This window comes from Lysobacter sp. CCNWLW3 (assembly GCF_036697405.1).
In the GTDB taxonomy this organism is placed as follows: domain Bacteria; phylum Pseudomonadota; class Gammaproteobacteria; order Xanthomonadales; family Xanthomonadaceae; genus Lysobacter.
Window position 1 is genome coordinate 291,659 of sequence record NZ_JBAHWA010000003.1, and the last position, 25,582, is coordinate 317,240.

General features: G+C 69.5%; 23 protein-coding genes and 1 pseudogene. 20 read left to right on the forward strand and 4 right to left on the reverse strand.

Going from position 1 to position 25,582, the window contains the following annotated elements:
- The first annotated feature begins 95 nt into the window (after positions 1 to 95).
- The 6 genes from V1318_RS08680 to V1318_RS08705 all read left to right on the forward strand — a co-directional run bounded on the left by V1318_RS08680 (position 96) and on the right by V1318_RS08705 (position 4,501).
- A complete protein-coding gene (locus V1318_RS08680; protein WP_332939250.1) occupies positions 96 to 683 on the forward strand; it encodes a DUF1439 domain-containing protein in 588 nt (195 codons plus the stop codon).
- Position 684: 1 nt separating this feature from the next.
- On the forward strand, positions 685 to 1,395 hold the full coding sequence (locus tag V1318_RS08685; protein ID WP_332939251.1) for a hypothetical protein: 711 nt from the start codon (positions 685 to 687) through the stop codon (positions 1,393 to 1,395).
- Positions 1,392 to 2,132 carry a hypothetical protein gene (locus tag V1318_RS08690; RefSeq protein WP_332939252.1) on the forward strand — a complete coding sequence of 247 codons (741 nt, stop codon included), beginning with the start codon at positions 1,392 to 1,394 and terminating at the stop codon, positions 2,130 to 2,132. Before V1318_RS08685 ends, V1318_RS08690 begins: the two co-directional genes overlap by 4 nt.
- A 15-nt stretch (positions 2,133 to 2,147) precedes the next feature.
- Entirely contained in the window at positions 2,148 to 2,615 is a 468-nt protein-coding gene (locus V1318_RS08695; RefSeq protein WP_332939253.1) for a putative toxin-antitoxin system toxin component, PIN family, read from the forward strand.
- A gap of 35 nt (positions 2,616 to 2,650) precedes the next feature.
- Entirely contained in the window at positions 2,651 to 3,475 is an 825-nt protein-coding gene (locus tag V1318_RS08700) for an AraC family transcriptional regulator (protein WP_332939254.1), read from the forward strand.
- Positions 3,476 to 3,541: 66 nt separating this feature from the next.
- On the forward strand, positions 3,542 to 4,501 hold the full coding sequence (locus V1318_RS08705; RefSeq protein WP_332939255.1) for a DMT family transporter: 960 nt from the start codon (positions 3,542 to 3,544) through the stop codon (positions 4,499 to 4,501).
- Between the two features lie 10 nt (positions 4,502 to 4,511).
- Here V1318_RS08705 and V1318_RS08710 read toward each other — a convergent pair whose 3' ends face one another.
- The 4 genes and pseudogenes from V1318_RS08710 to V1318_RS08725 all read right to left on the reverse strand — a co-directional run.
- Positions 4,512 to 6,770, reverse strand: a complete 2,259-nt coding sequence (locus V1318_RS08710) for a DUF5916 domain-containing protein (protein WP_332939256.1) — start codon at positions 6,768 to 6,770, stop codon at positions 4,512 to 4,514.
- 559 nt (positions 6,771 to 7,329) lie between these two features.
- Positions 7,330 to 8,517: a patatin-like phospholipase family protein gene (locus V1318_RS08715; RefSeq protein WP_332939257.1), complete on the reverse strand. Its 1,188-nt coding sequence runs from the start codon at positions 8,515 to 8,517 to the stop codon at positions 7,330 to 7,332.
- An 87-nt stretch (positions 8,518 to 8,604) separates the two neighbouring features.
- Positions 8,605 to 9,390 (reverse strand): 3-hydroxybutyrate dehydrogenase, encoded by a 786-nt coding sequence (locus tag V1318_RS08720; protein WP_332939258.1) that lies wholly within the window; start codon positions 9,388 to 9,390, stop codon positions 8,605 to 8,607.
- Positions 9,391 to 9,821: 431 nt separating this feature from the next.
- A pseudogene (locus V1318_RS08725) lies at positions 9,822 to 10,286 on the reverse strand (SET domain-containing protein-lysine N-methyltransferase); the annotation flags it as partial.
- Positions 10,287 to 10,730: 444 nt separating this feature from the next.
- Here V1318_RS08725 and V1318_RS08730 point away from each other — a divergent pair.
- From V1318_RS08730 to V1318_RS08795, 14 genes are all read left to right on the forward strand, one after another.
- Positions 10,731 to 11,195 carry an SUF system Fe-S cluster assembly regulator gene (locus V1318_RS08730; protein WP_332939260.1) on the forward strand — a complete coding sequence of 155 codons (465 nt, stop codon included), beginning with the start codon at positions 10,731 to 10,733 and terminating at the stop codon, positions 11,193 to 11,195.
- A 15-nt stretch (positions 11,196 to 11,210) separates the two neighbouring features.
- Positions 11,211 to 12,692, forward strand: coding sequence for a Fe-S cluster assembly protein SufB (sufB, locus tag V1318_RS08735; RefSeq protein WP_332939262.1), 1,482 nt, complete (start codon positions 11,211 to 11,213; stop codon positions 12,690 to 12,692).
- A gap of 144 nt (positions 12,693 to 12,836) precedes the next feature.
- Complete coding sequence (gene sufC / locus V1318_RS08740; RefSeq protein ID WP_332939263.1) at positions 12,837 to 13,601, forward strand: Fe-S cluster assembly ATPase SufC; 765 nt, start codon at positions 12,837 to 12,839, stop codon at positions 13,599 to 13,601.
- Between the two features lie 88 nt (positions 13,602 to 13,689).
- Positions 13,690 to 14,934, forward strand: coding sequence for a Fe-S cluster assembly protein SufD (gene sufD / locus V1318_RS08745; protein WP_332939300.1), 1,245 nt, complete (start codon positions 13,690 to 13,692; stop codon positions 14,932 to 14,934).
- Positions 14,931 to 16,163 (forward strand): cysteine desulfurase, encoded by a 1,233-nt coding sequence (locus V1318_RS08750; RefSeq protein ID WP_332939264.1) that lies wholly within the window; start codon positions 14,931 to 14,933, stop codon positions 16,161 to 16,163. The genes sufD and V1318_RS08750 overlap by 4 nt, the downstream gene beginning before the upstream one ends.
- The gene (locus V1318_RS08755) at positions 16,160 to 16,705 is read left to right on the forward strand and encodes a GNAT family N-acetyltransferase (RefSeq protein ID WP_332939265.1); all 546 of its coding nucleotides are present in this window, start codon (positions 16,160 to 16,162) and stop codon (positions 16,703 to 16,705) included. The genes V1318_RS08750 and V1318_RS08755 overlap by 4 nt, the downstream gene beginning before the upstream one ends.
- Positions 16,706 to 16,791: 86 nt before the next feature.
- Positions 16,792 to 17,115 (forward strand): non-heme iron oxygenase ferredoxin subunit, encoded by a 324-nt coding sequence (locus V1318_RS08760; protein ID WP_332939266.1) that lies wholly within the window; start codon positions 16,792 to 16,794, stop codon positions 17,113 to 17,115.
- 274 nt (positions 17,116 to 17,389) lie between these two features.
- Positions 17,390 to 19,711 (forward strand): TonB-dependent siderophore receptor, encoded by a 2,322-nt coding sequence (locus V1318_RS08765; protein ID WP_332939267.1) that lies wholly within the window; start codon positions 17,390 to 17,392, stop codon positions 19,709 to 19,711.
- A gap of 64 nt (positions 19,712 to 19,775) precedes the next feature.
- Positions 19,776 to 20,462, forward strand: a complete 687-nt coding sequence (locus tag V1318_RS08770) for a Fe2+-dependent dioxygenase (protein WP_332939268.1) — start codon at positions 19,776 to 19,778, stop codon at positions 20,460 to 20,462.
- Positions 20,459 to 21,112, forward strand: a complete 654-nt coding sequence (locus tag V1318_RS08775) for a PepSY-associated TM helix domain-containing protein (protein ID WP_332939269.1) — start codon at positions 20,459 to 20,461, stop codon at positions 21,110 to 21,112. Before V1318_RS08770 ends, V1318_RS08775 begins: the two co-directional genes overlap by 4 nt.
- A gap of 16 nt (positions 21,113 to 21,128) precedes the next feature.
- Entirely contained in the window at positions 21,129 to 21,650 is a 522-nt protein-coding gene (locus tag V1318_RS08780; RefSeq protein ID WP_332939270.1) for a DUF2271 domain-containing protein, read from the forward strand.
- A gap of 125 nt (positions 21,651 to 21,775) precedes the next feature.
- On the forward strand, positions 21,776 to 22,585 hold the full coding sequence (locus tag V1318_RS08785) for a DUF4198 domain-containing protein (protein WP_332939271.1): 810 nt from the start codon (positions 21,776 to 21,778) through the stop codon (positions 22,583 to 22,585).
- A 10-nt stretch (positions 22,586 to 22,595) separates the two neighbouring features.
- A complete protein-coding gene (locus V1318_RS08790) occupies positions 22,596 to 23,609 on the forward strand; it encodes an FAD:protein FMN transferase (protein ID WP_332939272.1) in 1,014 nt (337 codons plus the stop codon).
- 18 nt (positions 23,610 to 23,627) lie between these two features.
- Complete coding sequence (locus V1318_RS08795; RefSeq protein ID WP_332939273.1) at positions 23,628 to 25,283, forward strand: sulfite reductase subunit alpha; 1,656 nt, start codon at positions 23,628 to 23,630, stop codon at positions 25,281 to 25,283.
- Positions 25,284 to 25,582: the final 299 nt, after the last annotated feature.

The following is a 25,582-nucleotide window of genomic DNA, read 5'->3' on the forward strand; positions in this document are numbered from 1 at the left end:
GGCTTACGCCGCTCCTACCCCACAGCCAAGCTCGTGCCTGTGTCGCCGTTCACGCGGTCCGGGTATCGTGCGCGAATCGCCCACGGAACCCGCCGATGTCCGCCCGACCGCGCCTACGCTCCACCCTGCTGCGCTCCCTGCTGCTGGCCGCCGCCCTGCTGACGCTGGCTGCCTGCTCCACGCTCAATGCGGTCAGCGCCTACCTCGGCAATGAAGTCGCGTTTACCGCGCCGCAGTTGCAGCAGTCGCTGAACCGCAACTTCCCCAAGCGCTACGAAAAGCTCGGCGGGCTGGTGGCGGTGACCCTGATGAACCCGCGCCTGTCGATTCCCGACGACGGCGACCGCCTGCGCCTGGATTTCGACATCGGCCTGGCCGCGCTCGGCAGCGGTTCCTCGCAGCGCCCGTCCGGACGCTTCACCCTGACCAGCGCACTGCGCTACGACGCCGCCACCCAGGGCCTGCACCTGCGCGATCCGCGCATCGACTACGTCGACGTGCCGCAGCTCGGCGGCGTGATGACCGGCGCCTCGCGCGAACTGCTCAACGCCTGGCTCGGCGATTACGCGCGCCAGGAACCCGTCTACCGCTTCGACAACAGCCTGCTCGACAAACTGGGTTCACGCCGCATCGGCAGCACCCAGATCGAACACGGCCGGGTCGTCGTCCACCTCGACCGCTGACATGCGCGCATTCCGCTTCCGTCGCCCGCTCGCCGCCTGCCTGCTCGCGCTGGCGCTGGCGGCCTGCGGCAAGAACGAAGATCCGCAGGCCGGCACCGCCAACGGCGAAGCCGGCGAACTGCTGCCGGCGCCGCAGGGCGCCAGCGGCGGCGTCACCGGCATGCCCTCGGCGCCGGGCCCGGGCCAGGTCGGCCCGCCCAGCACCGGCATCGTGCAGGAACCGGTGCTGGACGAGAACGGCAACCCGATCCTGCCGGCCACGCCGGAGGACGGCACCTGGCCGATCGCCGACGACGGCACCCCGCTCGTCGAGGACGGCACCGCCGTGCCCGGCGACGAGCCCACCCCGCAAGACGCGGTCGCCGTGGTGCGCGACTACTACGCCGCGATCAACGCGCGCAGCTACGCCCGCGCGTACGCGCTGTGGTCCGACGGCGGTCGCGCCAGCGGCCAGTCGCCGCAGCAATTCGCCGACGGTTTCGCCGATACCACCGGCGTCTCGGTCGAGATCCTGCCGCCGGGCCGCGTCGATGCGGCCGCCGGCTCGCGCTACCTGGAAGTGCCGGTGGCGCTGACCGCCAGCCAGCGCGACGGCAGCCAGCGCAAATTCGTCGGTGCCTACGTGCTGCGCCGCGCTGTGGTCGACGGCGCGACCGCGGAACAGCGCGCCTGGCGCATCGGCAGCGCCGACCTGAGGGAAGTGAAGCCATGAACCTGCGCGCCTTGCTGTTCTCGTCCCTATTGCTCGCGGGGCTGAGCGCCTGCGAGCGCGCCGCGCCGGCCGCCGACGCGCCTGCAACGGACGCGCCCGCGAAGGCGGCCGCGACCAAGCCGGCGCCGGCCGATGCGGCGGCCGCGCCCGCCGACCCGGCCCCGGCCGTCGCCAGCTTCGTGCTGCCCGGCGATTTCGCGCCCGACACCAGCCCCGACGAGCTGCGCAAACGCTACGGCGCCGCCAACGTGCGCCTGGGCAAGGTGCCGGGCGCCGAGGGCGAACAATTGCCCGGCGTGATCCTGTTCCCCGACGAGCCCGGCCGGCGCGCCTACCTGTATTTCCAGGACGAACACAAACTCCAAGGCCTGTCGCTGGTGCGCATCCTCGACCGCGAATCCCAATGGAGTCTGGACAACGGCCTGCGCATGGGCATGCCGCTGTCGGAGCTGGTCGCCCTCAACGGCAAGCCGATTTCCTTCTACGGCCTGGAATGGGATTACGGCGGCACCGTCGTCGACTACCACGGCGGCAAGCTCGACGCGCGCAAGGACGAACAGGTCGGGCGCAGCGCCGGCCTGGGCCTGCGCGACAACGGCGAGCAGGGCGTGCCCGACGGCAAGACGCCGGTCGGCGAAGGCACCTACTCCAGCGACGATCCCAAATATCCCGAGCAGGGCCGCTGGATCGTGATCGCCGAACTGTCGGCCTCGTTCCCGGGCGAAGACGATCTGTAAGCGGTGGCGGGCGCGATGACGACGCCGCGACCGCGGCTGGTGCTGGACACCAACGTCTGGCTGGACCTGTTCGTGTTCCGCGATCCGCACGCGGCCGCGCTCGCCGAGGCGCTCGCCAGCGGCCGGATCGAGGCAGTCAGCGACGCCGACTGCCGCGACGAATGGCAGCGCGTGCTCGCCTACCCGCAGTTGGGCCTGGACGCGCAGGCGCAGGCGGACGCGCTGCGCGCCTACGACGCCGTGGTGCGGGTGGTGGCGGAAGCCGAACGCCGCCCGCCGCCGGCGATCCCGCTGCCGCGCTGCGCCGATCCGGACGACCAGAAATTCCTCGAACTGGCGCATGCCGCCGATGCCAGCTGCCTGCTCAGCCGCGACCACGCCCTCACCGTGCTGGGCCGGCGCAATGCGCGCGCCGGCCTGTTCGAGATCATGACGCCGCAGGCCTGGGCCGGCGTGGACGCGTTCCGCAACGCACGCACCTAGCCGGCCAGCCCCGCGCCGCATGCGATACTCGGCGCATGCAAGGCGTACCCGAGCAATTCGTCCACGCCCACGACGCCGCCGAATTCCGGCAGCCCGCGCATCGCCGCGGCATCGAGCTTTACCGCGCCCACATCGTCCGCCACGCCTTCGAACCGCATACCCACGAGGCCTACGGCCTGGGCGCGATCGAATCGGGCGTGGAGCGTTTCCGCTACCGCGGCAGCGATCATCTGGCGCCGCCGGATTCGCTGGTGATGATGAATCCCGACGTGCTGCACACCGGCCGCGCCGAAACCGAGGGCGGCTGGCGCTACCGCATGGCCTACGTCGATCCCGACCTGGCCGCGGAAGTGACCGGCGAGAGCGGCTGGTGGTTCGAGCAGGCGGTGAGCCACGATCCGCAGCGCGCGCGCCGCATCAGCGCGCGCCTGGACGCGCTGTGGCAGGCACGCGAGCCGCTGGCCTTCGACAGCCAGCTCGCGGCCCTGCTGGACGAGTTCCGCGTGCACGCGCGCGTGCCTCAGGCCGCGCGCGCCGAAGCCGCGCCGCGCTTCGCCCGGGTGCTGGACTACCTGCGCGCCCATCTGGCCGAACGCCTGAGCCTGGAACGCCTGGCCGCCGTAGCCGGCCTCAGCCCCTTCCATTTCCTGCGCCGCTTCCGCGACCACTACCACGTCACCCCGCAGCAGATGCTGATGGCGCTGCGCCTGCACCAGGCCAAGCGCCGCCTCGCCGAGGGCATGGCGCCGGCCCAGGTCGCGGCCGAAACCGGGCTGGCCGACCAGGCCCACCTCACCCGCGCCTTCGCGCGCCGCTACGGCATCACCCCGGCACGCTACCGCAAGCAGTTGCGCGGCTGACCCCGGCCGCACCGGCGCCGCAATCTCGTACAAGAACCGCGGCCGCGTTTGCGGCAGCCTGCCGCCATGCTGATCGGAACCCTCTACGCGCTGTTGGCCGGCCTGATCTGGGGCCTGGTCTTCGTCGGCCCGCTGCTGCTGCCCGAATACCCGGCGGCGCTGCAGTCGGTCGCGCGCTACCTGGCCTTCGGCCTGATCGCCCTGCCGCTGGCCTGGCTGGACCGCGCCGCGTTGCGCCAGCTCACGCGCGCCGACTGGATCGAAGCGCTCAAGCTGTGCGCGATCGGCAACCTGCTCTATTACCTGTGCCTGGCCAGCGCGATCCAGCGCGCGGGCGGTCCGCTGCCGACCATGATCATCGGCACCTTGCCGGTGGTGATCGCGATCGCCGCCAACCGCCGCAACGCGCGGCGCGACGGACGCTTGCCGTGGCTGCTGCTGGCGCCGTCGCTGCTGTTGATCGGCGCCGGCATCGCCTGCGTCAACCAGGTCGAACTCGACGCCCTGCTCGACGACGACCGCGCCGACCTCGGCCGCTACCTCAGCGGTGGCCTGCTCGCGCTCGGCGCCCTCGCCTGCTGGACCTGGTACCCGCTGCGCAACGCCGACTGGCTGCGCGCCCACCCGGGCCGCAACCCGCGCACCTGGGCCACCGCCCAGGGCCTGGCGACGCTGCCGCTGGCGCTGTTGGGCTACGCCCTGTTCTGGGGCGGCAGCGCGGCCGCCGGCAGCGAGTTCCCGCTGCCGTTCGGTCCGCGCCCGGGCTTCTTCATCGGCCTGATGGTCGCGATCGGCCTGCTCGCGTCCTGGGTCGGCACCCTGTGCTGGAACGAAGCCAGCCAGCGTCTGCCGACCGCGCTGGCCGGGCAGCTGATCGTGTTCGAGACCTTGTTCGCGCTGGCCTATGCCTTCCTGCTGCGCGGCGCGATGCCGCGCCCGCTGACCTTGCTGGGCATCGCCCTGCTGATCGCCGGCGTGCTGTGGGCGTTGCGGGTGAAACCGGTGCCGGTCGCACCCGCGCCGTGAAACCGCGGAGTCAGATCTCGAAGCGGTAGGACAGCTTGACCAGCAGCTGCTCGCTGTCGCGCAGGTCGAAAGCATCGCGGAACTCGCGTCCGGCGCTGCCGTCCAGCTGCGAGCCTTCCTCGAACAGGTCGCCGCCGCGCACATAGGCGATGTACAGGTGCGACAGCGGCGCGAGCTCGTAGCGGTAGCGGATCTGGAAACCGAGGTTGCGCAGGTTGAAGTCCGGAATCGACTCGTTGACCTTCAGCGGCCGGCCGTCGGCCGCCACGCGATAGGCCTGGCGGCTGTGCGCGTCCAGGCCGATGGCCTCCAGGCGCACGCGCAGCTCCTGCTTGTCGTCGATCAGCCAGACCGAGCCGGCGTTGATCGAAATCATGTCGGAGCGGAAGCTGCCCAGCAGATTGCCGCCGCGCCACAGCAGCCAGTCCGGGTTGTGCGAGACCTCCACGCCGCTGAAGAAGCTCAGGCGATCGTTGAGGTGGTAGCGCGGCTCCAGGTACAGCCGCGACTTGCCCTCGTCCATGCCGCCCAGGCCTTCGGCCGCGTACTGGGCCTCGCCGTAGAAGGCCCAGCGGCCGTCGTTCTGACGCGGGCGGAAGCGCTCGTAATACAGGTACAGCTTGGACGGCACGTCGACCACGCCGTTGCCGCGCGTGATCAGGTCGTCGTGGCCGGAACTCCAGGCCGCGATATCGACGAATTCGTTGCCGCCGTCGCGCAGGTCGCTGCGGCGGTTGATCGCGGCCGCGTCGGCGATGTGCACGCCCTGGTCGTTGTAGCGGCGCGAGATCGCGTAATGGAAATCCTTGCCGGCGTAGGCCGAGTCGGCCGGCAGGCCGGTCACGCGATGGCCGAGGTCGTAGCGCAGGTAGTTGAAGTTGTTGCGTTCGAGGTAGCCGAAATCGTTGAGCTGCAGATCGCGCCCCAGGTGCAGCAGGTACAGCTGGTGGCGCCAGCTATTGCCCATGTCGTAGTCCATGCGCAGCTGGGCACCGCTGTCGCGGCTGCCGCGGCCGGCCTGGTCGACATCGGAGCCGACCAGGGTGCTGCGGATCGACCATTGCGAATTCGGGGTCCAGCGGTGGTCGAACTCGTACACCGTGGCCTCGCGGTCCAGGAAGGGCCGGTTCACGCGGGTGACCATCGCGCCCACGCCCTGCGCGGCGAAGTCGCGGGTCGCGCGGACGGCGTAGAAGTCGCGGCCGAGCTCGTCGGCTTCGGTGGCCGCGAACAGGCCGTAGTTGAAGCCGGCGGCGCTGCCGTTGACCTTGATCGCGGCGGTGACATCGCCGGAACCGACGCCGTCGTCGTTCCTGCCGCCGACGCGGCGGGTGTAGATCAGGCGGCTGTTGTTGTTGAGCGCGCCGAAGGGCACGTCGAAGAAGCCCTGGTTCTCGGTGAAGAACGGGCGCTTGTCGCTGAAGAAGGTCTCGGTGGCGCTGAAATTGACGGTGAGCTCGTCGCTCTCGACCTGGCCGAAGTCCGGATTGACCGTGGCGCTGAGCTGGAAGCGGCCGTTGGGCTTCCAGAACAGGTCGACGCCGCCGTCGAAGTCGTTGTCGCGCCCGACCGCGTCGTAGATGCCCGAAACGTAGGGCGTGATGGCCAGCAGCGATTGGCTGTAGGCCGGCACCTGGATGCGCTCGAGCGCGGTCAGGAAGCGGCTTTCGTTGAAGCTCACCGCCGGCCACGAGGCGCGCTCGCCGGTGGCGCCGATCACCCGGTCCAGCGACAGTCCCAGGGTGCGCTTGCCGTCGACGCTGGCCTCGCGCATCGGCGCGATATGCCAGGGAATCAGCATTTCGACGTACCAGCCGCTGTCGTCCTCGCTGGTGGCGTGGCGCCAGTCGCCGTCCCAGTCGTCGTTGAACTGGTTCTCGTTGCTGATCGTGGTGTCGTTGATGCTGTTGGACAGCAGCACGGTGAAGTTGTAGCCGTTGCGGCCGTCGCCGTCGAAATCGACGTACAGATTGACCCGGTCCATCGGCCCGCCCTCGTCGCGCTGGGCGAACTGGCGCCTGCGCGGGATGCTGTTGGGCTGGGTATTGCGGAAGCCGATCGCCAGGCCCTCGGGCGTGGCCAGCACCAGCGCCTCGGTCGGTTGCGGCGCCGGCGCGCGCGACAAGGGCTGGGTCAGGCGGAAGTCGGTGATGCGCTGCGCGCCTTCCCATTCGGCCGGATCGATGCGGCCGTCGATTTCGACCGCCTGCGCGAGCGGAACGGCGCCGGCGAGCGCGGCGAGGATGGCCAGGGTCAGGGGTGCGCGCATTGCGGGGCCTCGGTACTGATGGAGTTGGCCGCCACGAGCCGCAGCGCGGGCGATCGGCACCGATGGGCGCCGACACCTGCGGGAAGGTTGCGTGGTACGGGCCCCGGCGGTCGCGGCGCCCGAGCGTGGCGAAGCCTAGTCCCCGCGCGTCCGCTTACCGAATGGCAAAAGTCATGGCAACCAATTGCACGGCTCGCGCATCCGCCGCCGGCGCGGCCTGCGTCCGCGCGTCTGCGCGCAGGCGTGGCCGGGAAATACGCGGCGTTGCGTTGAGGGGCGGGCTTCATCGCGGAGCGCAGCCGACGCTGCACTCCGGCCTGCCAAGGCAGGTCGGAGCCCTGCGTACCAAGCCCCTCTCCCGCTTGCGGCGCCCGAAGGGTGTGCAAGGCTGAGAGGGGGTTGGGGCGAGGGCACGGCGCGAGCGCGTGGCTCCCATCTCATCCCGGCCCCTCATCCGCCCGCCGCCTGTCCTGAGCCTGGCGAAGGTGGCGGCTTCCCCATAAGAAGGGAGATCACAAGCCCTACGTATTAGCCCCTCTTCGACCAGGAGCTGGAAGAATCAACCGCCGGCCACTTCCGCAGTCGCGTCGTGCGCGACGAAAGCCACTTCGCCGGTCGGCAGCTCCAGCCACTCCGGATGCGCCAAGGCGCGCGCGATGTCGGCCTGGCCGGACAGCCAATGCTCGCGCATCGCGACCCGGCCGAACTGGTAGTCCTTGAAATGGCCGATCCTGGCGCGCTCGCGGTAGATCAGGTGGATCACGCTGTAACGGCGGTCGCAGGCCAGCTGGGCCGCGTACTGCGCCCAGGGATTGCTGCGGCGCACGTCCTCGGGGATTTCCTCAAGCAGTTCGCGCAGCAGCCGGCGGTAATGCTGCTGCGCGCGCTGGGTGTCGGTGATCAGGCGGGTACGGCTGGAGTACTGGATCTCCTTCTGCCGCTCGGCCACGTCCAGCAAGGTTTGCGGCAGCTCGCCCTGCGCGCTCCACAGATCGACCTGGAACACCAGGGTGTCGCGGCGCGGCTCGCTGGCCAGCACCTGCGACAGCGGCGTGTTCGAGACCAGGCCGCCGTCCCAGTAGTACTCGCCGTCGATCTCCACTGCCGGGAACGCCGGCGGCAGCGCGCCGGAGGCGAGGATATGGCGCGCGCCCAGGCGCATCTGGCTGTTGTCGAAGTATTCGAGATTGCCGGTGCGCACGTTGACGGCGCCCACCGAGACCCGGATGCCGCCGTCGTTGAGGCGGTCGAAGTCGACCATGCGCTCCAGCGTCGCGATCATCGGCGTGGTGTCGTACCAGCTGGCCTCGGCCGGACCGGGCGCGGCCAGCGGATCCCAGCCGCGCGGCCGATAGAAACCGCGCTGCCCTTCGATCAGCGCGCGCCAGGCTTCCCAGGTGTCCAGCCAGGCGCGCAGGTCGTCGCCCAGGCCGGCGTAGCGCGCCTCCTGGCCCAGCGTGGTCGCCGGCAGCAGGGTCGGCTGCGAGATCGTGTCCCAGAACTCGCGCAGGGCCTCTACCCGGCGTCCGGGCGGATTGCCGGCCACGATCGCGGTGTTGAAGGCGCCGATCGAAATGCCGGCCAGCCAGTCCGGCGCGATCCCGGCTTCGTCCAGGCCCTGGTAGACGCCGGCCTGGTACGCGCCCAGCGCGCCGCCGCCCTGCAGCACCAGGGCGGTGCGCTCGGGGCGGCGCTGCGGCGGCGGGATCGCGGCTTTGTTCGAAGGCGTGGTTTTCTTCGCCGCCACGCGCTTGCTTGGCGCCGCCTTGGAAGGCGCCGGCTTGCGTGTCGCGGACGGGGAACGCTTACCGGGGGTGCTCGCCATGGAGCGACCTTACTGCATGTACCAGCCGTGGCTGACGACGATGCTCTGGCCGGTCAGGGCCGCGCTCGGGAACTCGGACAGGAAACGCACGGTCTTGGCCACGTCCTCGACGGTGGTGAACACGCCGTCGACGGTGTTGCCCAGCATCACCTTGCGGATCACCTCGTCCTCGCTGATGCCCAGCTCCTGGGCCTGCTCCGGGATCTGCTTGTCGACCAGCGGCGTGCGCACGAAACCCGGGCAGACCACATGGCTGCGCACGCCGTGCTTGGCGCCTTCCTTGGCCAACACTCGCGACAGGCCCAGCAGGCCGTGCTTGGCGGTGACGTAGGCCGACTTCAGCGGCGAAGCCTCGTGCGAATGCACCGAACCCATGTAGATCACGGTGCCGCCCTTGTTGTCCTTGTACATGTGCGGCAAGGCCGCCTTGGTGGTCAGGAAGGCGCCGTCGAGATGGATCGCCAGCATCTTCTTCCAATCGCCGAAGGCGTAGTTCTCGATCGGGTTGACGATCTGGATGCCGGCGTTGGAGACCAGGATGTCGATGCCGCCCAGCTCGGCCGCCACGCGCGCGATCCCGGCTTCGACCGCGGCCTCGTCGGTGACGTCCATGGCCACGCCGATCGCGCGGCCGCCGGCGGCGACGATCTCGTCGGCCACGGCCTGGGCGCCGGCCTGGTTGAGGTCGGCGATCGCGATCGCGGCGCCGGCGCGGGCCAGCTCATGGGCGATTTCCTTGCCGATGCCGCTGGCGGCTCCGGTGACGACGGCGACCTGGCCTTGGATCGAACTCATGACGACTCCTGGGAATGCGGAAGGGGCGCGGCGGCTGGCGCGAGAACGGCCATTGTCGCCGCCCTGCGTTATCGCAGCGTTGCGGCGCGGGACCGCAGTGTCCCGCGAGCGCCGCCGCGCCGGCCATCGGCCATTGGTACCAGCCGGCCACGCGGCAAGGGCATTCCGGCGCAAGAGCCACGCCCGCGGCCTGTAGGTGCGGCGCAAGCCGCGACCACGCAACCGCACATGCGCCGAAGGCTCGGGGCACGGCCGCGGCTCACGCCGCTCCTACCCCAAGGCCCGGCGATTTCAGGCCGGACGGCCGGGATGCGCGCCCGCGCTCGCGCGGACGCCTGGCCTCAATCCTTCTTGGACTTCTTCTTGTCCTTCTTTTTCTTCTTGTCCTTGTCCTTCTTCTTTTTCTTCTTCTCTTTCTTGTCTTTCTTGTCCTTCTTCGGCTGCAGCATCGTGCCGGTGCAGTTCTCGGCGCCGCAGCGGCATTCCCAGATCTGCTTCAGGCGCTTGGTATGCTTTTCGGCCAGGGTGATGCCGTAGTTGTAGGACAGCTCCTCGCCGGGCTCGATCGCGCGGATGGCCTCGATGAAGACCCGGTCCTGGCGGCGGTCGTCGCCCTCGTCCTCGTCCAGCACGGCTTCGCAGTTGGGCGCGCAGCTGTGGTTGATCCAGCGCGCGCTGTTGCCTTCGAAGTTGGCGTCGATCACGTACTCGTCGTTGAGCGTGAACAGAAAGGTGTGGCCGGAGTCGGTGTCGCCGGAATCGCCCGCGTCGACCTCCTCATGGGTACGGCGGCGGCCTTTGTATTCGATTACGCGTTCGCCCTTGGCGATCGGGGTGACGGCGAATACGCCGTTGCCGTGGATGGCGGAACGACGGGCGGCGATCTTGCGCGGCATGCGGTAATCCAGAAGAGACGTGCCCGCATTTTGACCGCAAACGCGCGTCCGCGGCCATCGTGCGTCGCGGACCCGTGCGCGGGCGCGATCGGAGTCGAGCTTCGTCGCCCCACGCGGCGCGGCGGCACCTGCCTTCTTCGCGGGGCTTCGACGCTCGCGCACCGGGCCGACTCGACGGCGACGGCAAAAACGGGATCGGACCACACGCCGCCGCCCCCCTGCGACGCGGGCCGGTCCGCGCTCGAAGCCCGCGGCGGACGTCCCCCCTTCGCGCGGAACGGCCCCACCCGCCTTCGTGAACTCCCGCCCCGGTGGCCGTGCCGCAGGCCCGGCCCTCGATGCGCCGGCCCCAGCCGAGCGCCTGAACCGCCTGAATGCGGGCGCTGGCTCCGCCGGCCCGGAAACCGTACAATTCCGGTACGGATTAAACCGACCCCTACGCCGATGCTCCGCGTCACCAAACTCACCGACTACGCGACGGTCGTCCTGACCGTGCTCGCCGCTCATTTGGACGGCGTGCCCGATGCCGTGCTCAGCGCTTCCGAGCTGGCCGAGCGCGCCGGTCTGGAGACGCCGACCGTCAGCAAGCTGCTCAAGCCGCTGGCCCAGGCCGGCCTGGTCGAAGGCTTCCGCGGCGCCAACGGCGGCTACCGCCTGGCGCGCCCGGCCGACCGGATCGGCCTGATCGAGATCGTCGAGGCCATGGAAGGCCCGCTCGGCATGACCGAGTGCAGCGTCCACGCCGGCAACTGCGGCATCGAACAGCAGTGCGGCGTACGCGCCAACTGGCGTCGCATCAACGACGTCGTGGTCGAGGCCCTGCGCAACGTGACCCTGGCGCAGATGCTGACGCCGCCCCCGCCCGAACCCGACACCAGGCGCATCGCTCTGCGCCTGGCCAACGCATAGACAGTAGGCAGCCCCATGGCCACCGACATCATCGAAAAGACCGCCACCGCGCCCGCCGCGGATCTCGCCAACCGCGAGATCCACGAACAGCTGGGCCGCCGCTACGAGGCCGGCTTCGTCACCGACATCGAATCCGACAGCCTGCCGCCGGGTTTGAACGAGGACATCATCCGCGCGCTTTCGGCCAAGAAGGACGAACCGGAGTGGATGACCGAGTGGCGCCTGGCCGCGTACCGGCATTGGCTGACCATGCCGATGCCGCACTGGGCCAAGCTCAACATCGCCCCGATCGACTTCCAGGGCGTGAGCTACTACTCCGCGCCCAAGGCCAAGTACGCCTCGCTGGACGAAGTGCCGCAGGAGCTGATCGATACCTACGACAAGCTCGGCGTGCCGCTGCACGAACGCGCCAAGTTGGCCGGCGTGGCGGTGGACGCGGTGTTCGACTCGGTCTCGGTCGGCACCACCTACCGCAAGGAGCTGGCCGACAAGGGCATCGTGTTCTGCTCGATGTCCGAGGCCATCCGCGAACACCCGGACCTGGTGCGCAAGTACCTGGGCAGCGTGGTCCCGACCCACGACAACTATTTCGCCGCGCTCAACTCGGCGGTGTTCTCCGACGGCAGCTTCGTGTTCATCCCCAAGGGCGTGCGCTGCCCGATGGAGCTGAGCACCTACTTCCGCATCAACGCCATGGGCACCGGCCAGTTCGAGCGCACCCTGATCGTGGCCGAGGACAAGAGCTACGTCAGCTACCTGGAAGGCTGCACCGCGCCGATGCGCGACGAGAACCAGCTGCACGCTGCGGTGGTCGAGCTGGTCGCGCTGGAGGACGCCGAGATCAAGTACTCCACGGTGCAAAACTGGTACCCGGGCGACGAGAACGGCGTCGGCGGCATCTACAATTTCGTCACCAAGCGCGGCGAATGCCGTGGCGCGCGCAGCAAGATCAGCTGGACCCAGGTCGAGACCGGCTCGGCGATCACCTGGAAGTACCCGTCCTGCGTGCTGCTGGGCGACGACTCCAGCGGCGAGTTCTATTCGGTCGCGCTGACCCACCACCGCCAGCAGGCCGACACCGGCACCAAGATGATCCACGTCGGCAAGCGCACCAAGTCCAAGATCGTCAGCAAGGGCATCAGCGCCGGCCGCGGCCAGAACACCTACCGCGGCCTGGTCAAGGTCGAGCGCTCGGCCGCCGGCGCGCGCAACCACACCCAGTGCGACAGCCTGCTGATCGGCAAGAAGTGCGGCGCCCACACCTTCCCCTACATCGAAGTGCGCCACCCCAACGCCACCGTCGAGCACGAGGCCACCACCTCCAAGATCAGCGACGACCAGCTGTTCTATTGCCGCAGCCGCGGCATCGGCGAGGAAGACGCGGTCTCGATGATCGTCGACGGCTTCTGCAAGTCGGTGTTCAAGGAGCTGCCGATGGAGTTCGCGGTGGAGGCGAAGAAGCTGTTGGAAGTCAGCCTGGAAGGCTCGGTCGGCTAAGGATGCTGCGTTTTTGCCCTACTCCCGCGGACGGGAGAAGGTGCCCTAAGGGCGGATGAGGGTGCGCAGACCGCCGCGGCCCTCACCCCAACCCCTCTCCCGCACGCGGGAGAGGGGCTAAAAAACCACTGGATGCGAATAAAGATGCTCAAGATCGAAAACCTCCACGTCCGTGTCGCCGGCAAGGACATCCTCAAGGGCCTCTCGCTGGAACTGCAGCCGGGCCAGGTGCATGCGGTCATGGGGCCCAACGGCGCCGGCAAGTCGACCCTGGGCAACGTCATCGCCGGGCGCGAGGGCTACGAGGTGATCGAGGGCTCGGTGACCTTCCAGGGCCGCGACCTGCTCGCGCTGGAGCCGGAAGAGCGCGCCGCCGCGGGCGTGTTCCTGGCCTTCCAGTACCCGGTCGAGATCGCCGGCGTCAACAACACCTATTTCCTGCGCGCCGCGCTCAACGCCCAGCGCAAGGCGCGCGGCCAGGCCGAACTGGACTCGATGCAGTTCCTCAAGCTGGTGCGCGAGAAGCTGGCCGTGCTGCACCTGAAGGACGAACTGCTCAACCGCGGCGTCAACGAAGGCTTCAGCGGCGGTGAGAAGAAGCGCAACGAGATCTTCCAGATGGCCGTGCTGGAACCCCAGCTGGCCATCCTCGACGAGACCGACTCCGGCCTGGACATCGACGCGCTCAAGAACGTGGCCGAAGGCGTCAACGCCCTGCGCGCGCCCGACCGCGCCTTCCTGGTGATCACCCACTACCAGCGTCTGCTCGACTACATCAAGCCCGACGTGGTGCACGTGCTCGCCGACGGCCGCATCGTCGAGAGCGGCGGGCCGGAGCTGGCGCTGGAACTGGAAGCGCACGGCTATGCCTGGCTCAAGGACCGCATCGCGCCCAACGCGGTGGCCTGACATGAGCGCCTTGCTCGATTCCTTCTCCGACGCCCTGACGCCGCTGCTGCAACGCCAGCAGCACCACGGATTGCGCCGCACGCAGGCGATGGATGCGGCCCTGCAGGCCGGCCTGCCGCATGCGCGCAGCGAAGCCTGGAAGTACACCCCGCTGCGCAACCTGGAGCGCCGCCGCTACGCCGCGCCGCAAGCCGGCCGCTACGACGCCGCCCTGCTGGCGGCGATCCCGGCGCCGCGCCTGGTGTTCAACAACGGCCGTTACGACGCCGCCCTGTCCGACCTGAGCGGCCTCGCCGCCGGCGTCTCGCTGCAGCCGCTGTCGCAACTGCTCGCCGGCGAGGACGCGCGCGCCTGCAACTTCCTCGAACGCCGCTACGAACGCCCGGAAGAAGTCTTCGCCCGCGTCAACGCCGCCCTGGCCGAAGACGGCGCGGTGCTGAAGGTCGAAGCCGGCGCGCGGGGCGGCACGGTGCAGCTGGTGTTCGTGGGAGCGCCCGCGGAGGATCTTCAGCCGGATGCGCAGGATGCCGCGAAAACCCCGCATGAGATGGCCTGGCATCTGCGCAACCTGATCGAGCTGCAGGCCGGCGCGTCGCTGACCGTGATCGAGCACCAGCTCGGCGGCGGCGAGCACAGCCACTTCGGCAACAGTCTCAGCCATGTGCACCTGGCGCCGAACGCGACGCTGGCGCATGCGCGCGTGCAGGACGAGGCCGCCGGCGCCGTGTCGATCGCGCGCACCGACGCCGTGCTGTCGCGCGAGGCCGTCTATCGCCGCCTCGACCTGGAACTGGGCGCGGCGCTGTCGCGCCATGAGCTCAACGTCGCCCTGCACGGCGAAGCCGCGCAGTTGCAGGCCAACGGCGTGCTGCTGGCGACCGGCAAGCGCCACCTCGACACCCGCCTGGGCATCGACCACGTCGGCCGCGACAGCCGCTGTGACCTGGTCTGGCGCGGCATGGGCGCCGGCCGTTCGCGCGCCGCCTTCCACGGCGGCATCCTGATCCGCGAAGGCGCCGACGGCACCGCCGCGATGCTGTCCAACAAGAACCTGCTGCTGTCCGAAGGCGCCGAGATCGACACCCAGCCGGTGCTGGAGATCCACGCCGACGAGGTCCAGGCCGCGCACGGCGCGACCGTCGGCCAACTCGACGCCAACGCCCTGTTCTACCTGCGTTCGCGCGGCGTGCCCGCCGAGCAGGCGCGCGCCCTGCTGACCGCCGCGTTCTGCCGCGAGACCCTGTCGGTGTTCGAGGACCCGCAACTACGCGCGAGCCTGGAAGCCCGCCTGGACACCGCGCTGGCGGCCCTGGAAGAGGTCGCAGGCGCATGAACGCTCCCGCCACGACCATCGACTGGGCCGCCGTGCGCGCCGACTTCCCGCTGCTCACGCGCGAAGTCCACGGCAAGCCGCTGATCTATTTCGATTCGGCCAACACCGGCCAGAAGCCCGAAGCGGTGATCGCCGCGGTCGACGACTTCTACCGACGCCACAACGCCAACGTCAGCCGCGCCGTGCACGCGCTGGGCACCGAGGCCACCGAGGCCTACGAGGGCGCGCGCAACAAGCTCGCCAAGTTCCTCAACGTGCGCGCCGACGAACTGGTGCTGTGCAGCGGCACCACCTTCGCCCTGAACCTGGTCGCCTACTCCTGGGCGCTGCCGCGGCTACGCCCAGGCGACGCGATCGTGCTCACGCGCATGGAGCACCACGCCAACATCGTGCCCTGGCAGCTGGTCGCCCAGCGCACCGGCGCCGTCATCAAGGTGGCCGAGCTCGACGAACTGGGCCAGCTCGACCTGCCCCAGCTGTACTCGCTGTTGACCCCGGATGTGAAGCTGCTGGCCCTGACCCACGTTTCCAACGTGCTGGGCACGGTCAATCCGGTGCGCGAGATCTGCCGCGAGGCGCGCAAGCGCGGCATCGTCAGCGTGGTCGACGGCTCGCAGGCCGCGCCGCACCGCGCGCTCGACATCGCCGCGATCGGCTGCGACTTCTACGCCATCACCGGCCACAAGATGAACGGCCCCACCGGCACCGGCGCGCTGTGGGCGCGCCGCGAGCATTTGGCCGAGATGCCGCCGTTCCTGGGCGGCGGCGAGATGATCAAGGAAGTGCGCTTCGAGGGCACGGTGTTCAACGAAGCCCCGCACAAGTTCGAGGCCGGCACGCCCAACATCGCCGGCTTCGTCGGCCTGGGCGCGGCGGTGGACTATCTGTCGGCGCTGGGCATGCACCAGGTCGAAGCGCGCGAACAGGCCCTGCTCGAATACGCCACCGACGCGCTGTCGCGGGTGCCCGGCCTGCGCATCTTCGGCCGGGCCCGCGAGAAGGCGGCGGTGATCAGCTTCCTGGTCGAGGGCGCGCACGCCCACGACCTGGCCACCCTGCTCGATCTGGAAGGCGTGGCGATCCGCTCCGGCCACCACTGCGCGCACCCGCTGATGCATCATTTCGGCGTACCCGCGACCTGCCGCGCCTCGCTCGCCTACTACAACACCTTCGACGAGGTCGATGCCTTCGTCGCCGCTCTCACCAAGGTCCGCACGCTGCTCGCATGAACGACACGCCCCTGAGTTTCCGCCCCGCCGCCCACGACGACATCGACGCCCTGGTGGCGCTGGTCGAATCGGCCTACCGCGGCGACAGCAGCCGGGTCGGCTGGACCACCGAGGCCGATCTGCTCGGCGGCCGCCGCACCGGCGCCGACGACATCGTCGCCTGCATCGAGCGCCCGCAGAGCGTGCTGCTGATCGCCGAGCGCGCCGGGCCCGACGGCCAACCGGAACTGCTGGCCTGCGCGCATGTCGCGGTCGAGGACGGCGCCGGCTATTTCGGCCTGTTCTCGGTGCGCCCGGCCCTGCAGGGCGGCGGCATCGGCAAGGTCCTCATCAACGAGGCCGAGCGCATCGCGCGCGAGGACTGGAAGCTGCCGGCCATGCGCATGACCGTGATCGACGTGCGCGAGGAACTGATCGCCTACTACGAGCGCCGCGGCTACCGTCGCACCGGCATCGTCAAGCCCTTCCCGTACGGCGACGCGCGCTTCGGCGACCCCAAGCGCGACGACCTGCGCTTCGAGGTCCTGGAAAAATTGTTTTAAGAGCCGGGATTGGGGATTGGGGATTCGAGATTCGCAGAAGCCTCTTTTCCAATCCCTAATCCCTAACCCCTAATCTCGGATTCAACATGGGCGACTGGGTTTTCGTTTGCGCCACCTCGCAGCTGCTGCCGGGCGAGTCCACCGTGGCCTGGGACGGCGATACGCCGATCCTGGTGTGCAACTACGACGGCGACTACTACGCGCTGGAGGACAAGTGCTCGCACGAGGACTTCGAACTCTCGGCCGGCAACTACGACGGCGAGGAGGCCACGGTCGAGTGCGTGCTGCACGGGGCCAAGTTCGACGTTCGCGACGGCCGCCCGCTGTGCGCGCCGGCCTACAGCCCGGTGGCCAAGTTCCCGGTCAAGGTCGAGAACGACGGGGTCTGGACCCGCGACGACCGCGCCTGAGCGGCGGGTGCCGCCGGCGCCTCGCGCCTGAACTCGCGGATGGCGAACCGATCGGGCTGCGCCTGCGACGGATCATCCAAACCGATCCGAAGAACTTGTTGCGGCCACTGCGGGCAGGCTCCCCTTGGCCCGGCCGCGGGCGACTCGCACGCCGGCCCCATCCGATTTTGCGAAGCTCGCGTTCACTTTTCGTTGCAAATGCGAATCGCTCTCATTAATATTCCCGGTTGACGCGGCCCCTGCCGGCCGCACCCCTCCGTTCACGGAACTCCCCATGTCGACCACGAAGTTCGTCGTGTCGCCGCTTGCCGGCGCACTTGCTCTCGCCCTCAGCCTGCCCGCCGCCGCGGCGCCGGCGCCCGATCCCCAGGCCAAGGACCTCGACGGCGTCAAAGTCCACGGCGTGAAGATCCAGAAGGCCAGCTCGGGCAAGTACACCGCGCCGCTGCGCGACACCCCGCAGACGATCACCGTGATCGACCGCAGCACCATCGACGGCCAGAACCTGCTCTCGCTGCAGGACATCCTCTCCACCCTGCCCGGTATCACCTTCGGCGCCGGCGAGGGCGGCGGCGGCTTCGGCGACAAGATCAACCTGCGCGGCTTCGACGCCAGCAACGACATCACCGTCGACGGCGTGCGCGACAGCGGCCTGTACAGCCGCACCGATCCGTTCAACCTGGAATCGGTGGAAGTCATCAACGGCGCCAACTCGGTGTACTCGGGCGCCGGCTCGGTCGCCGGCACCATCAACCTGGTCAGCAAGTCCGCGGGCGCCACCGAATTCAACCGCGCCAGCATCGCCGCCGGCACCGACAGCTACGGCCGCGTCACCGCCGACAGCAACTTCCTGATCGGCGAGAGCAGCGCGTTCCGCATCAACGTGATGGCGCACCAAGACGACGTCCCGGGCCGCGACGTCGAGAACAACCAGCGCTGGGGCATCGCGCCGTCGCTGAGCTTCGGCCTGGGCAGCGACACCACCTGGACCCTGAACTACGTCCACCAGGAAGACGACAACGTTCCCGAGTACGGCGTGCCCTTCTTCAACGGCGCTCCGCTGCCGGGCGTGGATCCGTCGACCTACTACGGCTACAAGAACATCGACGACCAGGAAATCGAGTACGACTCGCTGACCTCGATCCTGGAGCACCGTTTCAGCGACACCATGAAGGTGCGCAACCTGACGCGCTGGCAGCAGGTCGACCAGTTCTCTCTGGTGGACGCGGTGCAGGGCACCTGGTGCATGCCCAACGGCCTCACCCCGCTCGGCGTCGCCTGCCCGGCCGGCGTGGCCCCGGGCCGTTACCTGCCCAGCGGCCCGCGCGGTTTCGGCCGCGACACCCGCAATACCACCCTCTACACCCAGACCGACCTGACCACCGAGTTCAACACCGGTCCGGTGCAGCACACCCTGGTCGCGGGCTTCTCGGCGATGCACGAGAGCTTCGACCTCGACACCACCAGCGATTTCCGCAACGCCAACGGCACCAACCCGTACATCGCCGGCTTGCCGACGATGGACATGTTCAATCCGGACAACGTCTACCGCGGCCCGGTCAACCGCACCCTGACCGGCCGCACCGAAGGCGAGCTGGACAACCAGGCCGTCTACGTCTTCGACACCATCAAGTTCAGCGAGCAGTGGCTGCTGAGCCTGGGCGCGCGCTACGAGCACAACGAAGGCAAGACCAACACCGCCACCGTGGTGCTGGCGCCGACCACCGTGGGCGCGCCGCTGCCGGCGCTGCCGATCGGCACCGTCACCGGCTACGGCGTGCCGGCCAAGAACACCGACGACCTGTTCTCCTACCGCGCCGGCCTGGTCTACAAGCCGGTCGAGAACGTCAGCGTCTACGCCGCCTACGGCAACTCCAAGACCCCGTCCAAGGCCTCGGTCAACGGCTCCTGCACCCTGACCAGCACCACCGGCACCGCCAACTGCACGGTCGACCCGGAAACCGCGGTCAACTACGAAATCGGCGCCAAGTGGGACCTGTTCGAGGGCCGTCTGGCGCTGACCGGCTCGCTGTTCCGCAACGACCGCGAGAACTACAAGGTCTCCGACCCGGGCAACCCGAACAACCCGACCGGCGCGCAGCAGCTCGACGGCCGTGCGCGCGTCGATGGCGCGATGCTGGGCGTGTCCGGCCTGATCACCGACCAGTGGGCGGTTTACGCCAACTACGCCTACCTGGACAGCGAAGTGCTGCAGGGCGTGTCCGACCGTCAGGCCGGCCTGGGCCTGGACTACACCAAGGGCGATCGCCTGCTGAACGTGCCGGAGCACTCCTTCAGCCTGTGGACCACCTACGACCTCTCGCCCAAGTGGCAGATCGGCTACGGCACGACCTACCAGGGCAAGATCTGGCTGAGCCAGCACAGCGCCACCAATCCCAACGGCCCGCTGACCACCTACGGCAGCTACTGGACCCACCGCGCGATGGTCAACTACAAGATCAACCGCCACGCCGCCCTGCAGCTCAACGTCAGCAACCTGGCCGACGAGGAGTACTACACCCGCATCCGCAACAACGGCTGGGCGACCCCGGGCGAGGCGCGCCAGGTGGTATTGAGCGCCAACTTCACGTTCTAATCCGGGCTTCCACCGTCCGCGCGCGCCGCCCGGGACCTCCCGGGCGGCCGCATTGAGGAAAACCATGCTGCTGCACGTGCCCAAAGTCCTCAGCGTCGAACAGGTCGCGCATTGCCGCGAGCGGCTGGCGCAGGCCGGCTGGGCCGACGGCCGCATCACCGCGGGTTACCAGTCGGCCAAGGCCAAGGACAACGCGCAGCTGCCCGAGAACGACCCGGTCGCGCGCGAATTGGGCGCGATGATCCTCGACGCCCTGGCCAAGAATCCGACCTTCTTCTCCGCGGCACTGCCGCAGCGGGTGTTCCCGCCGCTGTTCAACCGCTACGAGGGCGGCCAGGCCTTCGGCTTCCACGTCGACAACGCGATCCGCTACGACCGCAGCCGCGGCGGCATGGACACGGTGCGCACCGATCTGTCGGCGACGCTGTTCCTGAGCGCGCCGGAGGATTACGACGGCGGCGAGCTGGTCATCGAAGACACCTACGGCAGCCACAGCATCAAGCTGGCCGCCGGCGATCTGGTGCTGTACCCCGGCACCAGCCTGCACAAGGTCACTCCGGTCACGCGCGGCGCGCGCCTGGCCTCTTTTTTCTGGATCCAGAGCCTGCTGCGCGAGGACGCGCAACGCCGGCTGATGTTCGAACTCGACGTCTCGATCCGCCGCCTCACCGCCGACGTGCCCGAGCATCCGGCATTGGTGCAGCTGACCGGCGTGTACCACAACCTGCTGCGGCGCTGGAGCGAGCCTTGAGCGCCAGCGACGCCGCCGCACGCGCGCGCGAATCGGCCGCCCAGGCCGGCCGGCGCGCGTACTGGCTCAAGACCCTGCACCGCTGGCATTGGATCAGCGCCGCGCTGAGCCTGTTCGCCCTGCTGGTGTTCGCCGCCACCGGCATCACCCTCAACCACGCCGCCCAGATCGAAGCCGAGCCGCAGGTGGTCACGGTCAAGGACACCCTGCCCGCGAGCGCCTTGCGCAGCCTGCAGGGCACGCGCGCGGCCGACGCGCCGCTGCCGGCTGGCGCGCGCGACTGGCTCAAGGCGCAGTTGGACGTGAACACCGAAGGCCGCAACGTGGAATGGTCGGACGGCGAGGTCTACGTCTCGCTGCCGCGTCCCGGTGGCGACGCCTGGCTCAGCATCGACCGCGAAAGCGGTGCGGTCGAATACGAAGTCACCCGCCGCGGCTGGATCGCCTGGTTGAACGACCTGCACAAGGGCCGCAATACCGGCGCGGTCTGGCGCTGGTTCATCGATCTGTTCGCGGTTGCCTGCCTGCTGTTCGCCTGCACCGGTCTGTGGCTGCTGCAGCTGCACGCGCGCCAGCGCGGCAAGACCTGGCCGCTGGTCGCGGCGGGCCTGGCGATACCGGCGCTGCTGATCGTCCTTTTCATGCATTGACCCCCTGGAGACCGCGATGAAGTTGTTGCCCCGCACCGCACTGATCGTCGCCCTGGCGATGCCGGTGTCGGCGATCGCCGCCGACCTCGACCTCAGCATCGAGATCCCGCGCCTGAAAGTCGCCGAGTACCACCGCCCCTACGTCGCGGCCTGGATCGAGCGCCCCGACAACAGCGTCGCCGCCAACCTCGCGGTCTGGTACGACGTCGACATGAAGAACGGCGAAGGCACGAAATGGCTGAAGGACATGCGCCAGTGGTGGCGGCGCAGCGGCCGCAGCCTGAAGATGCCGGTCGACGGCGTCAGCGGCGCGACCCGCGCGGTCGGTCAGCACAGTTTGAACTTCAAGGGCGGCAGCAAGCCGCTGGCCGGCCTGGCGCCGGGCCAGTACACCCTGGTGGTGGAGGCCGCGCGCGAAGTCGGCGGCCGCGAACTGCTCAGCATCCCGTTCCAGTGGCCGGCCAAGGGCGGCGCGCAGAACCTGTCGGCGCAGGGCAAGACCGAACTGGGCGCGGTGCGCCTGGCTGTCAAGCCTTGAGATTCGGGATTCGAGATTCGGGATTCGTGTAAGCGCCAAGCCCCGCGCTCCCGGTTTCGACCCGCATTCCACGCCATCGCTGTTACGAATCCCGAATCCCCAATCTCCAATCCCGGATTTCAACCATGAAAATCAAGCTCATCGCCGCCGCCGCGATCGCCGCGCTCGGCTTCGCCACTTCGGCGCAGGCGCACAAGGCCTGGCTGCAGCCCTCGCAGACCGTGTTCTCCGACAAGGGCGCCTGGCTCACGGTCGATGCGGCCGTGTCCAACGACCTGTTCTATTTCAACCACGTGCCGCTGCCACTGGAACGCCTGCGCATCACCGCGCCGGACGGCAGCGCGGTGCAGGCGCAGAACGCGTCCACCGGCAAGCTGCGCAGCGTGTTCGACGTCGAGCTGGCGCAGGAAGGCACCTACAAGATCGCGATGGTCAACGAAGGCATGTTCGCCAGCTACAAGCTCGGCGGCGAAGCCAAGCGCTGGCGCGGCAAGGCCGAGGACTACAAGGCCGGCATCCCGGCCGGCGCGACCGAGATCAGCGCTTCGGAAAGCCTGGGCCGGGTGGAGACCTTCGCCACCGTCGGTTCGCCGACCACCACCGTGTTCAAGACCAGCGGCAAGGGCATCGAGCTGGTGCCGGTCACGCACCCGAACGATCTGTTCGCCGGCGAGAAGGCGACCTTCCAGTTGCTGATCGACGGCAAGCCGGCCGCCGGCCTGAAGATCGAGGTGGTGCCGGGCGCGACCCGCTACCGCGATCAGCAGAACGACATGCAGCTCACCAGCGGCGCCGACGGCAAGTTCGAAGTGACCTGGCCGCAGGCCGGCATGTACTGGCTGGAGACCGCCAGCGAGGACGCCAAGACCACGCTGCCGGACGCCAAGCAGCGCCGCCTGAGCTACGTCGCCGTGTTCGAAGTGCTGTCGCAGTAAACCGCCCGCCGTGCAGACGCCTCCGATCCGCATGAGCTGGAGCGGCGCGAGCTGGGGCGGCGCCCCGGCCGCGCACGCGGTGCACGCGCTCGCGGGTCGCAGCATGGGCACGCAATGGTCGGTGAAGCTGGTCGCCGACGCTGCCGCGCTGCCGGAACTGCAGCGCGGCATCCAGGCCCGCCTGGACGAGGTCGTCGCCCAGATGAGCACCTGGGAAGCGGACTCCGACCTCAGCCGCTACAACCGCGCCGAGGCCGGCACCGTGCAGGCGCTGCCCGACGGTTTCCACGCCGTACTGGACGCGGCCTTGAAACTGGCCGCCGACAGCGGCGGCGCCTACGACCCCACGGTCGGGCCGCTGGTCAATCTGTGGGGCTTCGGCCCCGACGGCGCGCGCGAGGCGGCGCCGTCGGAAGCCGAGATCGCCCTGGCGCAGGCGCGGGTCGGTTGGCAGCGGGTCGGTTTCGATCCGCTCGCGCGCACCGCCACGCAGGCCGGCGGCACCTATTTGGATTTTTCCTCGATCGCCAAGGGCTATGGTGTGGACCGGGTGGCGCAGTGGCTGGGCGAACGCGGCATCGGCGCCTTCCTGGTCGAAGTCGGCGGCGAGCTCTATGGCCGCGGCCGCAAGCCCGACGGCAGCGTCTGGCGGATCGCGGTCGAACGGCCCTTGGCCGACGCCGGCGTGGACGACGGCAGCACGGCGCTGGCGCTGGACGGTTTCGCGATCGCGACCTCGGGCGACTACCGGCGCTATTTCGATCACGACGGCCGCCGTTATTCGCATACGGTGGATCCGCGCAGCGGACGCCCGGTCGCGCATGCCCTGGCCTCGGTGAGCGTGCTGCATCCGCAATGCATGCAGGCCGACGGCCTGGCCACGGTGCTGGCGGTGCTGGGCCCGCAGGCCGGCATGGCCTACGCCAACCGCCGCCAACTCGCGGCGATGTTCGTGCTGCACGACGGCGGAGGTTTCCTGACCCGGATGACGCCGGCCTTCATCGCGCGCCAACGCGCGGCCTGAGCAGGCGCAAGAGCGCAGATGCAAGTATCCGAATCCTCTTCTGTTTCGCGGCGCATCGACGCCGGCACCCTCGGCAACGCGCTGGTGCTGCTGGCGCTGATCGCGCTGGCCTATCTGCTGCTGCGCTGGCAGGCCGAACCGGTGCGTTGGCTCGCCCCGGACCGCAGCCGCCTGCTATGGGCGGCGGCACTGGCGAGCGCCTACGCCGGCTTCGTCGGCGGCGTGGCCTGGGCGCGCGCGCGCCGCGCGCGTGCGCAGGCGCTGCCGCGCGCGGCGACGGGCGTGGCCAACGATTGGCTGGTCGCATTCGCCAGCCAGACCGGTCACGCCGAATTCCTCGCACGCCGCAGTTGGCAGACCCTGGCCGACAGCGGCATCGGCGCCGATATCCGCGTGCTGGGCGGGCTGGATGCGGCCGCGCTCGCGCGCTATCGCCAGGTGCTGTTCGTGGTCAGCACCACCGGCGAAGGCGATGCGCCGGACTCGGCCGCGCGTTTCGTGCGCCTCGTGCTGGGCGCGCAGGCGACCCTGCCCGGCCTGCGCTACGGCGTGCTGGCGCTGGGCGACCGTCAGTACGAACAGTTCTGCCGCTTCGGCCACCGCCTCGACCATTGGCTGCGCCACGCCGGCGCCGAGCCGATGTTCGATCTGGTCGAAGTAGACGACGGCGATGCCGGCGCGCTGCGCCACTGGCAGCATCACCTGGGCCTGATCGCCGGCCATACCGAACTGCCCGATTGGAGCGTGCCCTCGTATCGGCCGTGGCGGCTGAGCGAACGCGCGCGCCTCAACCCGGGCAGCGTCGGCGGCCCCGCTTTCCATATCGCGCTCGAGCCCGAAGACGCGCTCGACCTGCAATGGCAGGCCGGCGACATCGCCGAGATCGGCCCGCGCAACGGCGCCGCCGACGTGGCCGCGTGGCTGCTCGCGGCGCATCACGACGGCGAGGCGACGGTCGCCGTCGGCGGCGTACCGGACACGCTCGCCGCGCTGCTGCTGCGCTCGCGCCTGCCCAGCGCGGCGGCGATGCGCGCGCTGACGCCGCAGGCCGTCGCCGAGGCGCTGCAGCCCTTGCCGCATCGCGAATACTCGATCGCCTCGCTGCCCGCCGACGGCAGCCTGCAACTGCTGGTGCGGCAAATGCGCCAACCCGACGGGCGCCTGGGCAGCGGCAGCGGCTGGCTGACCGCGCATGCGCCGGAACAAGCGCGCATCGATCTGCGCATCCGCAGCAATCCCTCCTTCCATGCGCCCATCGACGCGCGGCCGATGATCCTGATCGGCAACGGCACCGGCATCGCGGGCCTGCGCGCCCTGCTGAAGGCCCGCATCGCCGCGGGGCACAGGCGCAACTGGCTGCTGTTCGGCGAGCGCAGCGCCGCCCGCGACTTCCACTATCGCGACGAGCTGGAAACCTGGCTGGGCGAAGGCCGCATCGAGCGCATCGATCTGGCGTTCTCGCGCGACGGTGCCGAACGCGTGTACGTGCAGCAGCGCCTGCGCGAGCAGCGCGTGCGCCTGCGCGAATGGCTGGACGCCGGCGCCGCGGTTTACGTCTGCGGCAGCCTGGAAGGCATGGCGCCCGCGGTCGATGCGGTGCTGCGCGAAACCGCGGGCTTGGAGGCGCTGGAGGCGATGGCGCTGGACGGGCGGTACCGGCGCGACGTGTACTGAGCCAATCGGCTGCCCCGCCCGATGGGAGTGCCGCGCTGGCTCCTGGCTGCCTGGCGGCGCGCGAGTCGCCGCTCATGGTTCTGCCCGCTCACCATGAACGATACGTGTGTTTACGCCGCAGCCGCTTGCTTGCGCTTTGCGGCGCAGGATTGAAGGGATTGCGCTTGCACGCGGCTAAAAGCAAATCCCCCCTCGCCCCCCTTTTTCAAAGGGGGGAATCGAAGCGTCCGGACGTTAGGGTCGCAGCCGGCGCGAAGCGCTGAAGCACCGGTCCTCTCCCTCCGGGTCTTCCCCCTTTG